Raw genomic sequence first — 13,801 nt, forward strand, 5'->3', positions numbered from 1 at the left:
GTAATTTTGTACTTATGGATTTTATAAAGAATAATCTGGCCAATGCCTTAACCCTGGCTAACTTATTTGCAGGTTGTGTAGGGGCAATACATTTAATTTTAGGAGATTATCAGACTACGGCAATCTGCCTTGTGCTCTCTTCAATTTTTGATTTCTTTGACGGCTTTGTAGCCAGAGCTGTAAAATCAAACTCCAATCTGGGGCTTCAACTGGATTCTCTTGCAGATATGGTGAGCTTTGGGGTAATTCCAGGACTTACGATGTATAAAGCTCTTGAACCTTTTGGGGCAGAGCTGCTGGGAATTCATTTTCCGTTTGAGATCAAGTATCTGGGATTAATCGTTACCGTATTTTCCTGCCTGAGGCTTGCGATCTTCAATCTTGATGAAGAGCAGCGTTATTATTTCAAAGGATTGAATACACCTACAAACACCGTTTTATTGTTCGGTCTTTATTATGCCTTTAAAGAAACCGGAGCTTTCAGCTTTTTGTTTAATAATGAATTGCTGTTGATTCTGCTCACTCTTCTTACCTCATGGCTGCTGATCAGCCCGATTAAGATGATGGCCATGAAGTTCAAATCCAAACAATTAAAAGACAACTATCCTAAAGTAGTATTACTGGTAGGAGGAATTGCTATTCTTGCTATATTTCAGGTAGTAGGAATTCCTATGCTTGTTATTTATTATATATTGGTGTCTCTTATTTTTCAGGGACAGTTAAAATAATTTATTTAAATAAAACACATTTCAAATTATTAATGATCAACATGAATTTAAAACTCCATAAACCACTTTGTATTTTTGACCTGGAAACCACAGGAACAAACATCGGAAAAGACAGAATCGTTGAAATCTGTATTTTAAAAGTAAATCCGGATGCCTCCAGAGAAAGCAAAACATGGCGTGTAAATCCGGAAATGTCTATTCCCAAAGAAAGCAGTGAAATCCACGGAATTTATGATGAAGATGTAAAAGATGCTCCTACCTTCAGAGATATTGCTTCTAAAATTATGGAAATGATTACCGGAACGGATTTGGGAGGATTTAATTCCAACAGATTTGATGTTCCTCTTTTGGCAGAAGAACTTTTAAGAGTAGGAATGGATTTTGATCTGAGTAAGTTCAGATTGGTAGATGCACAGACTATTTTTCACAAGAAAGAACCCAGAAACTTAGGAGCTGCTTATCAGTTTTACTGTGGAAAAACATTGGAAAATGCCCATTCTGCAGAAGCTGATGTTATGGCAACATTTGAAGTTCTGGATGCTCAGGTGGGAAAATACGATGATATTCCGAATGAAATAGCACCGCTAAGTGAATTCACATTCCATAATAAGAATGCAGATCTTGCCGGATTTATCGGATATAATGAAAAAATGGAAGAAGTTTTCAACTTTGGAAAATACAAAGGCCAAGGGGTGAAAGCCGTGTTCCAAAAAGATTTAGGATATTTCGGATGGCTTCAGAATGCTGATTTTCCGTTGTATACCAAAAAGGTTTTCACTAAGATTCAACTTTCAAGCAGATTTTAACTATGTCTGAACTGGTTCGTTTTAAATTTTATGAAACTGCCCTGGAAGCCAACAGGGACAAGCAGATACTGGCCGAAAATGGCATCAACAGTTTCATTGCAAATGAGCAACTGATCCAGTCGGATTGGCTTTTGTCACAAGCTGTAGGAGGCATACAGCTTCAGGTATTTGAAGATGATCAGGAAAAGGCTCAGCAAATCCTGCAGGATTATAAAGAGAATGAGCAATATTCATTGGAAGTGGAACACACCATTGAGGATCCTGAATTTGATTTTGTCTGCCCGAAATGTGGTTCCAATCATATTTACAGGGATGACAGTGCGACCAGCTTCTTTGGGATTTCTTTTCTGACAAGTCATAAATTCAAATGTTATTATTGCGGGAATGAATTCACTCATTAAAGCTTGATATGATCAAAAGGATTGGAAAAATTTTACTCATCATTGTTCTTGGCTTTTCCGTTTTCATTATAGGAAAGTTCTTTTTAGTATGGAACAGTGTAGAAGTAGACAACAGTCTGAGCCAAAAAGATCTTTTCAAAGCATTTGACACACAAAAACAGCAAACGCTTTGGGACACTGGAGATATTAAATCCAATGATTTCAAAGTAAAAACGAAAACCGATGACCTGAGCCCGGAATATTACTGGTGTTCTATCCATAAAGACCCCATATTGACCGTAAGACTTTATGCCGGAGATGGTTTTAGCGGCGGTGGTTATGAAATTACTATTTTACAGAACAGATATAAAATTTCACCGTATTCATATACAGACACTATCAAGCCTTTTGATTTTTTGAATACGGAAGAATATTATAAAGTTTTGGACACCAAACTTATTCTGAATAAGGAATCTTATCAAAAAGGAGACAGTATCTTCGGATATACCGAACTTAAAATTCAAGAAGGGTACGGCCCTGCAAAATACATAGTAGAAGGAAAAGGATATTTTAAAGGTAAAGTAAATTAATTAAGTTATGAAAATAATCTGCATAGGAAGAAACTACAGCGAGCATGCGAAAGAATTAGGAAACGAAATTCCTGAGAATCCTGTTATCTTTATGAAGCCGGATACAGCCGTTTTAAAAGGAAACGATTTTTACATTCCTGAATTTTCGAATGATATTCACTACGAGCTTGAAGTGGTAATAAAAATTTCAAAGGGAGGAAAATACATTCAGAAAGAATCCGCGAATAAACATTATGAAGAAATAGGTCTTGGAATCGATTTTACTGCGAGAGATCTTCAGAGCGAACTGAAATCAAAAGGGCTTCCTTGGGAACTTGCCAAAGGTTTTGATGGTTCTGCCGTGGTAAGCAGTTTCTTGAAAAAAGAAAATTTTAATCTTGAGAATCTTCAGTTTTCATTGTTAAAAAATAAAGACAAGGTTCAGGATGGCAATACGAAAGATATGATGTTCAACTTTGATGATATTATTGCTTTCGCTTCCCAGTATTTTACGTTACGAGTAGGTGACCTGATATTTACCGGAACTCCAAAAGGGGTTGGAAAAGTAGAGGAAAATGATATTCTGGAAGCTTATCTACAGGATGAAAAAATCCTTGATATCCGAATATTATAAGTATTTAACATCAGAGTCTGGCAAATTTTTCCTATCTTTAGGTAACAAAATTAGAGGTTATGATAAACATTGTATTACCCGTAGATTTTGGGGACAAGACAGACCAATTGGTAGACGGTGCCATAAAATTTGCAAAACAGCTTAACGGCAGAATTTACCTGATCCACGTAGCACCATCAGATATCGGCTTTGCCATTGGTGATATGGGATTTCAATATTTCCCTGAAGTGGAAGCCAATGAAATCAGAGAAGAGCTGGTGCAGCTTAATAAAATTGAGCAAAGAATCATCGGCCATGATATCGACTGTGAGCACCTGTTAAAACAGGGACTTGCCAAAGATATTATTCTGGAACACGCAAAGGCAAAAAATGCAGATTATATTGTGATGGGATCACATGGCAGAAGCGGAATTTATGATGTATTCGTGGGAAGCTTAACAAAAGGGATTACGAAAAGTTCAAACATTCCTGTGCTGGTACTTCCAATTCACGACTAAGAAAAAGAAATTTTAATCGTTAGTAATAAAAAAACCGATCAAAGCATATTGTTTGATCGGTTTTTTACTATATAACCAATTAATTAACCTTCTTTTTTGTAGATATTCGGATCGTAGTAAGGGTTCTTACCTTCCGTTGGAGAATAATAGTCTTTATCTTTGTCTCCACCTAATGTTACTACAAGTACATAGCACCAGTAAGTAAATAATACACAGCAAACTGCAAACAAAATCCAGTTTAAAACATTACCGAAAGTATCAAAGAAACCGAAAGTCCATTTGAAAACTTTACTTAAGAATAGAAAGAAAGACGTCATTATTTTCCTTTTTTAAATTAACTTTGTACAAATTTATAAAAAATGTTTAAATTACTTTCAAAAGAAAGCAATATTTTTTCAATTCCTGTTTATATTGGTTTTCTTCTTTTAGTAGTCGTAATATTTAACATACTGAATTTCAATACTTACGAAGCTATAATTGCCGGAATAACTTTTCTGGGAATTGCTTTGGGATATTTTTGTTTTCATAGTATTGCCCTTAATTATCAGACCCATCTGCCTTTATTCCTGTATACATTTTTCATTTTTGGGTTATACCCCGGAAATCTGGATATAGGAATTGCTGTCTCGCTGCTTACGAACTCGTTTCTTATTCTGCTTCTGACCAGTGCAGATGAAGATATCAGAAAAAAATCCTACGTATTGGTAGGAGCTATTGTAGCGCTGAATTTTATTTTTCTTCCTACGACATGGCCGATGGCTGTTTTTGTGATTATCCACGTCATTGCTACCTCCGCCAAAATCGGGTTGAATCTTTTCAGATTTCTTTTAGGAATTGTTCTGATTACGTTCAGCTATTTTTCTGTCATGTATTTCGTTCAGTTCACTTCATGGAATATCGATTATTTCCCATTTGGAAAAATGAAACCGGTTACGGATTACACAGAGCTTTTACCATTGATTCCTGTGGTTCTGATGCTTATCTATGCGGTATATGACCATTTTAAAAACTATAACAAGAAAAGTCCGATAAGCAGATATAAATATACTTTTCTGCTGGTATTTTCTGTAGCGCAGCTTATTTCCATCATTTTATATATGAATAAAAGCTATGAATATCTGCTGCTTCTGGCATTTCCTTCAAGTATTATTCTGAGCAGGATGATGAGATTTTTACCCAAATACTGGATGCGGGAAGCCAGTGTATGGCTTATTATTATTAGTTTACTGACCTTTAAAGCAGGTACAGTTTTTGATTTATTTTAGAAAATTATGATTCAGATAGACGATAAATTGATTTCAGAGGAAATTTTTTCCGAAGAATTTGTTTGCAACCTTACGAAATGTAAAGGTGCATGTTGTGTGGAAGGAGATGTGGGAGCTCCGTTAGACAAAAACGAGCTTGAGATATTGGACCGTATTTTTGATCAGATAAAACCTTACCTTACCCAAGAGGGGATTAAAGCCCTTGAAGAGCAGGGAACATGGACTACTGATCCACACGACGGAATGTATGTTACTCCAATGGTGGAGAACCGCGAATGTGCCTATGTAACTTTCGATGAAAAAGGGATTACCAAATGTGGTATTGAAAAAGCGTACGAAGATGGTGCCGTGGACTGGCAAAAACCTATCTCCTGCCACCTTTACCCAATCCGTGTTACAGAATATTCAGCGTTTACCGCCTTGAATTATCACGAATGGAATGTATGCAGCGATGCATGTACACTCGGAAAAGAACTTCAGGTTCCTGTTTATAAGTTTTTAAAAACTCCATTGATCAGAAAATATGGCGAAGAATTCTACACGGTTCTGAGCGAAGCTGCTGACGAATGGAAAAAAGAATACGGTTCTTAACCGATATGTATTTTAATACAAAAACAAAAACCGCAGAGAGATCTGCGGTTTTTTATATTGGATAAAAAGCTGATTAAAAAAGCGGTTGTTTATTTAAAATCAGCATCTGTAACTCCTGAATTGATTACCACTTTCGTCGTTTTAATTGTCATTTTCTGACCTCCGCCTTCAGCATCTACTTCAGCAGGGAATTGTATTCCATCTACCGCCATATAGCTTTTAATGGTTGCTTTACCTTCTCCAGCATCCGTTTTGTACAAAAGTCCGGTTGCTGCATCGAAATAAAATTTTCCTTTGTCTGAAGACAAAACATTATAGTCTTTTCCGTCTAATTTCTCTGTACTTGCAGTCTGGAAATTAGAAGCATCAAAAGCCAGGGCATCAATAGGTTTTCCTTTCTTCAGCTCGGCAATTTTATCAGCAGGAATATCTGATTTAGTTCCCATCTGATCAAAGTAACCTTTCTCACCGTCAAACAACTGAACCATTTCTTTTCCCATGAAAGATTGTACAGACTTGAATTTATTTCCTAATTTCTTAGTCGTCATTTGAATTTCCATTCCCTGTACCGCAACCGTGTTATCCGTAATGGTAGATTTCACAGCGTCTAATTTATCTTTTCCACCTAGTGCTTTGAAATAATTATCAACAATTTCTTTAGGTGTCTGTTTTGATTTTACAGCTTCTGTTTTGGCAGATGCAGCCCCTTTTTTCTGAGCTGCTGCAGGCACTGAGAATAGTACAGCGCAGAAAAACGGAATGATGATCTTTTTCATATTTATATAAAGTTTAAAGGGTAAATATAGGAATATTGGCGGACATACAAATAAATAATGAGTAATGAGCAATTAGCAATGAATGATAATTGAGTGATAATGAGTGATGATGAGTAATAAATAATGAATTTTTAGGTGTGGATACATCATAAAAAAACCGCCAAAAAATTGACGGTTTTCAAATATTTATATCGGAGTATAATTATTTCTTAAGTTCTTCTAAAAATTCGTCGTGAGAAATTTTAGTTTCTTTTTTGCTTGCTTTTTCAAGAATTACATCTTTCAGTTTAGCCATAGCAACTTCAGAAGAAATTTGTCTTACCTGCTCCTGGTCTTTCAACATTTCAACAGCATATTTTTGAATTTCTTCATCCCCTAAGTGGTGGATTCCGTAGATTGCCAATTGGTTTTTCACCAACTGCTCAGCCTGACCTAATACATCAGCGTAGTCAAGGTTGATTTCGTTCTCAGTCATCAATTTACCTTCGATGATCTGGTATCTCAATTGGTTTTTCTCAGCTTCAAGAATTTCTTTAGCCTGATCTTCAGACTGGATGTTCTGGTTAGAGAATAACAACCACTTCACAAGGAAAGATTCAGGAAGTTTTACTTCTTCTTTCTCCGTTACTTGCTCCAATACTTTATTCACGAAGTGAACATCAGCATTCTGTTGGAAGTACTCGTCTAATTCAGTTTTCACTTTATCTTTAAGTTCATCTTCAGACTTGATGTTTCCTTCTCCGTATACTTTGTCGAATAGATCCTGGTTAAGCTCAGCTAAATCTAATGAATAGAAATCTTTTACTTTTACTTCTAGTTCATTGTGGTGTAGGTGCTCAACTTCTTCTTTGCTGAATCCTAATTCTTTAGCTAATTCTTCATCACCTGCAAGAGTTTCTTTTGTAACTTTTACAGATCCGTCCATTTTCAACCCTTTTACCAATTTGAAAGCTTCTTTGTTTTCAGCAGTAATGGTAAGGTTTTTTGGGTGGTGGTGGTGCTCTCCTTCAGCATCTTCTTCCACAACCTGAGAAACTTCTAAAGCAATGTAAGAATCTTTAGTGATTTTATCTTGAGGAACCTGCTCAGCGAAACGCTTCTGCATGTTTTCAATGCTCTTACCGATTTCTTTATCAGAAGCTTCTACTTTGTAGTGAGGAGCTTCATATTTAGCTAAATCTATAGTGAATTCAGGCTCAAATCCTACTTCGAAAGCAACTTCTAATTGATCAGCGTTGTAATCTAGTTCGTTTACTGGCTGAGGAATAGGCTGACCAACTAATCTTAATTTGTTTTCATTAACATAGTTGTTCAATGCATCAGAAACCTGTCTGTTGATTTCTTCAAATGCAATACCTGCTTCATATTGTTTTTTAACCATACTTAAAGGCACTTTCCCTTTTCTGAATCCAGGAACTTGCGCATTTTTAGCATAATTAATCAACTGCTTCTCTACTTTTTCTTTGTAGTCAGATTTTTCCAATGTTACTGTAAGCAATGCACTTACGTCATCATGGTTTTGTGCGGTAACCTTCATTATTGATTAAAATTTTAGGTTGCAAAAATATGAATTTTTTATGAAAAAAACCCATTTAAAATCAACTTATAAAGCCAAATATTGTTAAATAAAAAGCCACCGGAACATTCCGGTGGCCCAAACAAGATTAAAGGATATATTAATTCGTAATATTATAGTTAGCCTGTGCATCTGTTTCACCTCCTGTATGAGTTCCGTAAATCACTCCATTTCCGCTCACTGCAGAAGTTTCAGAAACCGTTACCGGCTCATGGAACAGGGTAAGAACCAATTGACTAGGTGCAGAAGCATTTTTTACAGCCGTATTTACGACCCATTTTGTTTTCAACCCTACGCGGTTTCCGTCTCCTCTTGTAGAGCTCGCATCATCTGTACGGGTTAAAGTGATATCTGAGTTTGGAAAGTTATACACTAAGAAATGTTCATCTTTTGCATCTTTGATTTCCTGAGTGGCATCTTCATCACCATTCTTGAAAATTACTTCCACATTATAGGTATGCCCGTTGATCAATTTAACATTTGGATTGGTAGTACTGTTCACCTGATAATCATACACCACCGGCGTTCCTGTAGCTACATCGGTAACTCTTAAGAGAACATCTGAAAGTTCTTCCTGAGGAAGGTCATCTGCTTCGTCATCGCTTCTGTTACATGAGGTTAAGCTTAATGAAACTGCGAAGAATAAAAGTCCTAAGATAAGAGTCGTATTTTTAAAAATATTTTTCATGTTTTTGATTTTAAATAATTAAAATTGATATTTAAGAGTTAAAATAAAGTTTCTTCCCATTTCGTTGGAAAAGAAACGAAGTCTGTTCAGATAATCTCTGTAAGACGTATTGAATACATTTCGGACTGAAAAATCAATTCCGAAATTTTTAGACAGATTCACCCCTGCCTGAAGGTTCCAAAGCGAATATCCGTTGGGAGGCGTAGAGATATCTACTTCTTCATTGTAAGCATTTCCATCTGAATCGAATAGTCTGATTGGAACATTATAAACCGGAAATCTTGTCTGCTTCAGATAGGTATTGTTACTTACTGAGACATAAAAGTTTTTCCATTCTTTTTTATTGAATTCCAATGAATTGTTAAAGTTCGGAGGCATCATGAGGATAAGGGGTACATTATGGGTTGTATCCTGTCCATACACATAGGAACCGCTTCCCTTATAGGTCAGATTATCTGTAATTTTCAGCTGAGCATCAATATCAATTCCATACATTTTTGCATTGATTTGCTGATAGTTGTAAACTACAAAAGCCCCACCCCATTGCGTATTCTGATATCCTGTAGGAATCTGGTTGATGAAATTCTGAGTATAAAAGAAATACGGGTTTACTGAAATACTTAATCCTTTTAAGACATGTGCTTTAACGTCTGCCACCAAATTAAACTGGTTTCCCGTCTCGCTTTTCATTCTCATATCTCCTCTTTCAATAATGGCTGCGGAATGGTGAAGCCCGTCTGCAAAGAGTTCGGCAATATTCGGAGATCTTGAAACTCTTGCATAGTTAAATTTCAGGTCAAAATATTCAGATGGATGATAGACAATCCCTCCGTTTACTGAAATGTTATTATAACTTAAAGATGGGTTGGTAAGAATTCTGTTTTGGTTGATTCTCACGACAAAGTCTGAATAATCTGCGGCATATTGTTTATTCCAGTCGCTCAGATCATACCATTTTGTTACATCATAATGATCATAATCGTATCGCCCTCCCAGTTCAAGATCCAGCTCAGGTGCAATTTTATATTTTAGTACGGAATAAATTCCTGCATAATATCTGTCATAGTTCGGGACAAGACGCCTTGCCTCGGTCTGAGTGTTGGAATAGTTATTCTGATATCCTGCATTAATCCCTGTTTCAAGATTCCATTTTCCTCTTTCGATCAGGTGGTTCACATTCAGATCATTGGTGATCAGCTCAAGATCCAGTGCAGGTTTTTTGCTAAGTGTTTCTGTACGTCTTATATCATATTCTTTTCTATGATTGTACTGGAAGCTATAGGTAGCCGTGATCTTTCCAAAATTTTCAAACCTTTTATAAGCAGAAACTTTAGCAATATGATGCTCGATTTCCTGTTTAGGATTATCGATATCATAACTAAAATCTCTTTGGTAGATTGGTTCTGATGAAGTAAGAGCATTACGCAGATCTTCAGAATTCCCTACGTGAGAACTTCTAAGAATCCCGACTGTGCTTTTCGTCAGATAATAATCAAATGAAAAACCTTTTTCAAATGTCATCTTCTGAACACCAAAATTAAATCCGGAGCTTTCAAGCCCTGTATTCATCAAGCCATAATCCGGAGCTTCAAGATCACCCAGTTTTTTATAGCTTCCATTGGTTTTTATGCCCCAGCCGTTTTCCCAGGTTTTGGCCAGTTTTACATTAAGATCAGCTCCTCTTCCGTTAGAAATTCCGGAAAGAGAAACATTTCCCATGATCGTATCTTTTTTAGGTAAAACCTGAGGCTGTAAAACAACCACTCCACCTACCGCTCCGGCTCCATACTTCAAAGCCGATGCTCCTTTAATCACGTCAATATGTTCAAAATTATTGACATCTACGTTAGGTGCATGTTCTACACCCCATTCCTGTTCGGCAAGCTTTACCCCATCATTCATAATAGAAACCCGGCTTCCATAAAGTCCATGGATAATAGGTTTTGCAATATTATTTCCTGTTTTAAGAACGTTAACACCGGAAATATTGGTTAGTAAATTTCCTAAGTTTTCGGTAACATTTCTTGAAATCATTGATTTATCAAGGGTTTTCACCACCATGCTTCCGTTGTTCTTGTGACTTCCGTGAACCGTCACTGTTTCGATGTCTCTCACGTGATGTTCCAGTGTAATCACCAGCTGAACATCCTTATCAACTCCTATATTTTCAGTATAATCATTGCAATCAGGATGTTGTGCAATGAGTGTATACTTCCCTGCAGGAATTTTGTCAAAAGAAAATTGACCTTTCTTGTTTGTTTTAGCTGTAAAGTTCCCGATTTTGATTACTGCATTTTCCAGCAATGTTTTATCATGAAAATCATGAACGGTTCCCTCTACAGTATAAGTTTTTTGTGCACTTGTAAATACTGATCCGCAAAAGATCAGCAGCAGGCAATATATCAATTTCATTGTAAATAGATTGATTGCGTACCCTTTTTCAATAAGGTACATTTTTCGTTAAAATTTGTGGGAAGGGTTGTGTTTGATTGTAAAATGTATTAATGATGAGAAGTTAGAGGTTAGAAATGAGAAGCTAGTAACTGGACATTATTTAATATTAATTACAAACTATCAGTTGTTTTCCAACAACTTAAAACTTTAAACCTAAAACTTTAAATTTTTAAGCATTAAACATTGAACTTAAAGTATCAAACTTTAAACCCTATAGAATCTGTGAATTATGAAAGTGCGGGCGGTCCCCGAAGCTGAAAAGTGAATTTGGTCTGTGACCAGATTTTCTCCTGGATGGCGATGATTTGTTCTACTTCATGGCTGTAATGCTCAAAAGTAAAATTGAATTCTTCAGGAGCTAATGTATGTCCGGTAACCAAAAAGTGGCAGGCCAGACAGTCGCCAGCTTTCTCTTTAGTAACGGCTTTCGTCATCGTATTCTCGACTTTTTTAAGATGAAATGCCTTAAAATAATCTACTGAATCGTGGTGGTGAAAGCTTTGAGAAAGCAGCGCAAGGAAATATACTCCAAACAATAGCTTGGAGATAAAACTCTTTAGGTTTCTGCTTTCTTTAAAAATCATGGTTCAAAATTATGAAAATAATTTAATTGTTTCCTTAAAGTTTTATTAAATTACTTAATGACTATTGATAATATGTAGAAATGAGTAAGATTTTGTTACAAAAAAATGCTTCATAATTTTTAGTTAATGAAGCATTTATATTTCGTTTAATCCAGTTGGGTTCCAAGATATTCCCATTCCTGCAAAGCAGTATCCAGCTCTTCCTTAGCTTTATTATATTGTTCTAAGGTTTCATCTGAAGGATTTTCTTTGGCAAAAGAGGCTTCCATTTCTTCTACTTTTGTTTCAAGCTCAGAAATTTTCTCTTCTACTTTCTTGATTTTATTCTGAATATTTTTTTGTTCTTTACTTACAATATTTGAAGACTGACTGCTTACAACAGGTTTTTCTTCCACTTTCTTTGGCTCTACCTTTACTTCGCTATGAAGTTTCGCCTTTTCTGCAGAAATCTCTCTGATGGTTTCTTTTTGTCTGTATTCAAGATATTCATTGATATCCCCAAGGAATTCTTTCATTTTCCCATCACGGAATTCGTAGATCTTATCACAAAGTCCCTGAAGAAATTCTCTGTCGTGCGAGATTACAATTAGGGTTCCTTCAAAATTCTGCAGCGCCAGCTTGATGATTTCCTTAGACTGGATGTCCAGGTGATTGGTAGGTTCATCCATGATCAACGTGTTGAAAGGACGAAGCAATAGTTTACAAAGCGCCAGACGGTTTCTTTCTCCTCCGGAAAGTACTTTTGTTTTCTTAGTAACGGCATCACCCTGGAAAAGGAAAGATCCTAATAAGTCTCTTACTCTAGGTCTTGTTTCTTCTGTTGCCGCATCTTCTGCTTCTTCCAGAACCGTTTTATTGGGGGTCAACACCTCTTCCTGATTCTGTGCGAAGTAACCGATGTTTACATTATGACCAAGATTCCAGGCTCCTGAGTAATCTTTAATATCTCCTGCTAAAATTTTAGCTAACGTTGTTTTTCCTTGTCCGTTCTGTCCTAAAAGAGCAATTCTGTCTCCTCTCTGAACGATAAAATCTACATTGTCAAAAATCTGTTTCTGCCCATATGCTTTTCCAAGATTTGCAGCTTCGAAGATTACTTTCCCCGGAACCATAGACTGTACGAAACGGATATTGAATTTTGAAACGTCCTCGTTATCCACTTCGATACGTTCAATTTTATCTAATTTCTTAATAAGCGACTGTGCAAAAGAGGCTTTGGTAGCACTGGCACGGAACTTATTAATATTGTCTTCCATCTGCTTGATCTCCGCATCCTGATTCTTTTTAGCCTGAATCAGTTTTTCACGGCGATCTTCTCTCATGACAAGATATTTAGAATAGTTCGCTTTATAATCGTCAACTTTTTTATTGTTGATATCAAAAGTACGGTTACAAACCGCTGTCATAAACTGTTTATCGTGACTTACCAGAACAATAGCTCCGGGATAGTCTTTCAGGAAGTTCTCCAACCAGATGATGGATTCCATATCCAGGTGGTTGGTAGGCTCATCGAGAAGCATAATATCATTCTTCTGAAGAAGTAATTTTGCCAATTCAATTCTCATTCTCCATCCTCCGGAAAATTCATCAGTAATTTTCTGGAAATCGTCTGCTTTAAATCCTAAACCAAATAACACTTTTTCCATGTCACCTTCAAGATTATAGGCATCATGGTTCATCAAAAGGTCGTTCAGTTCGGTCATTTTATTAATCAGATCCGTGTAAGAATCGCTTTCATAATCTGTTCTGACAGTCATTTGGTGATTCACCTCTTCAAGCTCATCTTTCCAGGCATTAATCTGTTCAAAAGCCTGCATGGTTTCCGCCCATACCGTTCTTCCTTTTACAAAATCAAGATCCTGCTTCAGGAAACCAATGGTAACACTTCCTTCCGTCACCACCTCTCCTTCGTAGAAATTAATTTCTCCGGACAGCATTTTTAATAAAGTGGATTTACCCGCTCCATTTTTACCTACCAGACCTACTTTATCATCCTTTTTAATGGTGAAATTGACATTTTGAAATAAATAATTTCCTGAATGATGTAATCCTAAACTTTGAACCGAAAGCATCTTAATTAATAATTAGTAATGAATAATGAATTTTCGGGTGCAAAAATACGGAAAAAGAAATGAATAGCCCAGAAATAAAAAAACTGGCCAGTTTTGAATTGTTTTCTTTCTCAATCAAAAGGCAGGTATAGTTCCTGTAAGAGATTTTAGTAAACAGAAATTTCCTCCATTTTGAGAGGAA

General features: G+C 36.2%; 15 protein-coding genes. 8 read left to right on the forward strand and 7 right to left on the reverse strand.

What is annotated here, in order from left to right:
* Positions 1 to 14 precede the first annotated feature (14 nt).
* Genes ODR02_RS15770 through ODR02_RS15795 form a run of 6 tightly spaced genes read left to right on the forward strand, consistent with a single transcriptional unit; the run spans position 15 to position 3,614 of the window.
* The gene (locus tag ODR02_RS15770) at positions 15 to 728 is read left to right on the forward strand and encodes a CDP-alcohol phosphatidyltransferase family protein (protein WP_209787504.1); all 714 of its coding nucleotides are present in this window, start codon (positions 15 to 17) and stop codon (positions 726 to 728) included.
* Between the two features lie 41 nt (positions 729 to 769).
* Positions 770 to 1,534 carry a 3'-5' exonuclease gene (locus ODR02_RS15775; RefSeq protein WP_105681331.1) on the forward strand — a complete coding sequence of 255 codons (765 nt, stop codon included), beginning with the start codon at positions 770 to 772 and terminating at the stop codon, positions 1,532 to 1,534.
* 2 nt (positions 1,535 to 1,536) lie between these two features.
* A complete protein-coding gene (locus tag ODR02_RS15780; RefSeq protein WP_105681332.1) occupies positions 1,537 to 1,935 on the forward strand; it encodes a putative signal transducing protein in 399 nt (132 codons plus the stop codon).
* Between the two features lie 8 nt (positions 1,936 to 1,943).
* Complete coding sequence (locus tag ODR02_RS15785; RefSeq protein WP_309512747.1) at positions 1,944 to 2,504, forward strand: hypothetical protein; 561 nt, start codon at positions 1,944 to 1,946, stop codon at positions 2,502 to 2,504.
* A gap of 7 nt (positions 2,505 to 2,511) precedes the next feature.
* On the forward strand, positions 2,512 to 3,117 hold the full coding sequence (locus tag ODR02_RS15790; RefSeq protein WP_309512748.1) for a fumarylacetoacetate hydrolase family protein: 606 nt from the start codon (positions 2,512 to 2,514) through the stop codon (positions 3,115 to 3,117).
* Positions 3,118 to 3,176: 59 nt separating this feature from the next.
* Positions 3,177 to 3,614: a universal stress protein gene (locus tag ODR02_RS15795; RefSeq protein WP_209787500.1), complete on the forward strand. Its 438-nt coding sequence runs from the start codon at positions 3,177 to 3,179 to the stop codon at positions 3,612 to 3,614.
* 83 nt (positions 3,615 to 3,697) lie between these two features.
* Here the strand turns inward: ODR02_RS15795 and ODR02_RS15800 are convergent, their stop codons facing one another.
* On the reverse strand, positions 3,698 to 3,931 hold the full coding sequence (locus tag ODR02_RS15800) for a DUF6341 family protein (RefSeq protein WP_047386641.1): 234 nt from the start codon (positions 3,929 to 3,931) through the stop codon (positions 3,698 to 3,700).
* A gap of 42 nt (positions 3,932 to 3,973) precedes the next feature.
* Between ODR02_RS15800 and ODR02_RS15805 the strand changes: the two genes are divergently transcribed.
* Together ODR02_RS15805 and ODR02_RS15810 are read left to right on the forward strand one after the other, a co-directional pair.
* Positions 3,974 to 4,879, forward strand: coding sequence for a DUF6427 family protein (locus tag ODR02_RS15805; RefSeq protein WP_209787498.1), 906 nt, complete (start codon positions 3,974 to 3,976; stop codon positions 4,877 to 4,879).
* A gap of 6 nt (positions 4,880 to 4,885) precedes the next feature.
* The gene (locus ODR02_RS15810; protein WP_209787497.1) at positions 4,886 to 5,470 is read left to right on the forward strand and encodes a DUF3109 family protein; all 585 of its coding nucleotides are present in this window, start codon (positions 4,886 to 4,888) and stop codon (positions 5,468 to 5,470) included.
* A gap of 89 nt (positions 5,471 to 5,559) precedes the next feature.
* Here ODR02_RS15810 and ODR02_RS15815 read toward each other — a convergent pair whose 3' ends face one another.
* The 6 genes from ODR02_RS15815 to ODR02_RS15840 all read right to left on the reverse strand — a co-directional run bounded on the left by ODR02_RS15815 (position 5,560) and on the right by ODR02_RS15840 (position 13,620).
* Positions 5,560 to 6,246 (reverse strand): hypothetical protein, encoded by a 687-nt coding sequence (locus ODR02_RS15815; protein WP_209787496.1) that lies wholly within the window; start codon positions 6,244 to 6,246, stop codon positions 5,560 to 5,562.
* Between the two features lie 202 nt (positions 6,247 to 6,448).
* Positions 6,449 to 7,783: a trigger factor gene (locus ODR02_RS15820; RefSeq protein WP_209787495.1), complete on the reverse strand. Its 1,335-nt coding sequence runs from the start codon at positions 7,781 to 7,783 to the stop codon at positions 6,449 to 6,451.
* A gap of 139 nt (positions 7,784 to 7,922) precedes the next feature.
* On the reverse strand, positions 7,923 to 8,510 hold the full coding sequence (locus ODR02_RS15825) for a hypothetical protein (RefSeq protein ID WP_209787494.1): 588 nt from the start codon (positions 8,508 to 8,510) through the stop codon (positions 7,923 to 7,925).
* Positions 8,511 to 8,528: 18 nt separating this feature from the next.
* Positions 8,529 to 10,922: a TonB-dependent receptor gene (locus ODR02_RS15830; RefSeq protein ID WP_309512749.1), complete on the reverse strand. Its 2,394-nt coding sequence runs from the start codon at positions 10,920 to 10,922 to the stop codon at positions 8,529 to 8,531.
* Between the two features lie 269 nt (positions 10,923 to 11,191).
* Positions 11,192 to 11,548 (reverse strand): hypothetical protein, encoded by a 357-nt coding sequence (locus ODR02_RS15835; RefSeq protein ID WP_245169843.1) that lies wholly within the window; start codon positions 11,546 to 11,548, stop codon positions 11,192 to 11,194.
* A 146-nt stretch (positions 11,549 to 11,694) separates the two neighbouring features.
* Positions 11,695 to 13,620, reverse strand: coding sequence for an ABC-F family ATP-binding cassette domain-containing protein (locus tag ODR02_RS15840; RefSeq protein ID WP_105681342.1), 1,926 nt, complete (start codon positions 13,618 to 13,620; stop codon positions 11,695 to 11,697).
* Positions 13,621 to 13,801 lie beyond the last annotated feature (181 nt).

Origin of the sequence: Chryseobacterium sp. CFS2, from assembly GCF_036543225.1 — a bacterium.
Taxonomy (GTDB): Bacteria; Bacteroidota; Bacteroidia; order Flavobacteriales; family Weeksellaceae; genus Chryseobacterium; species Chryseobacterium culicis_A.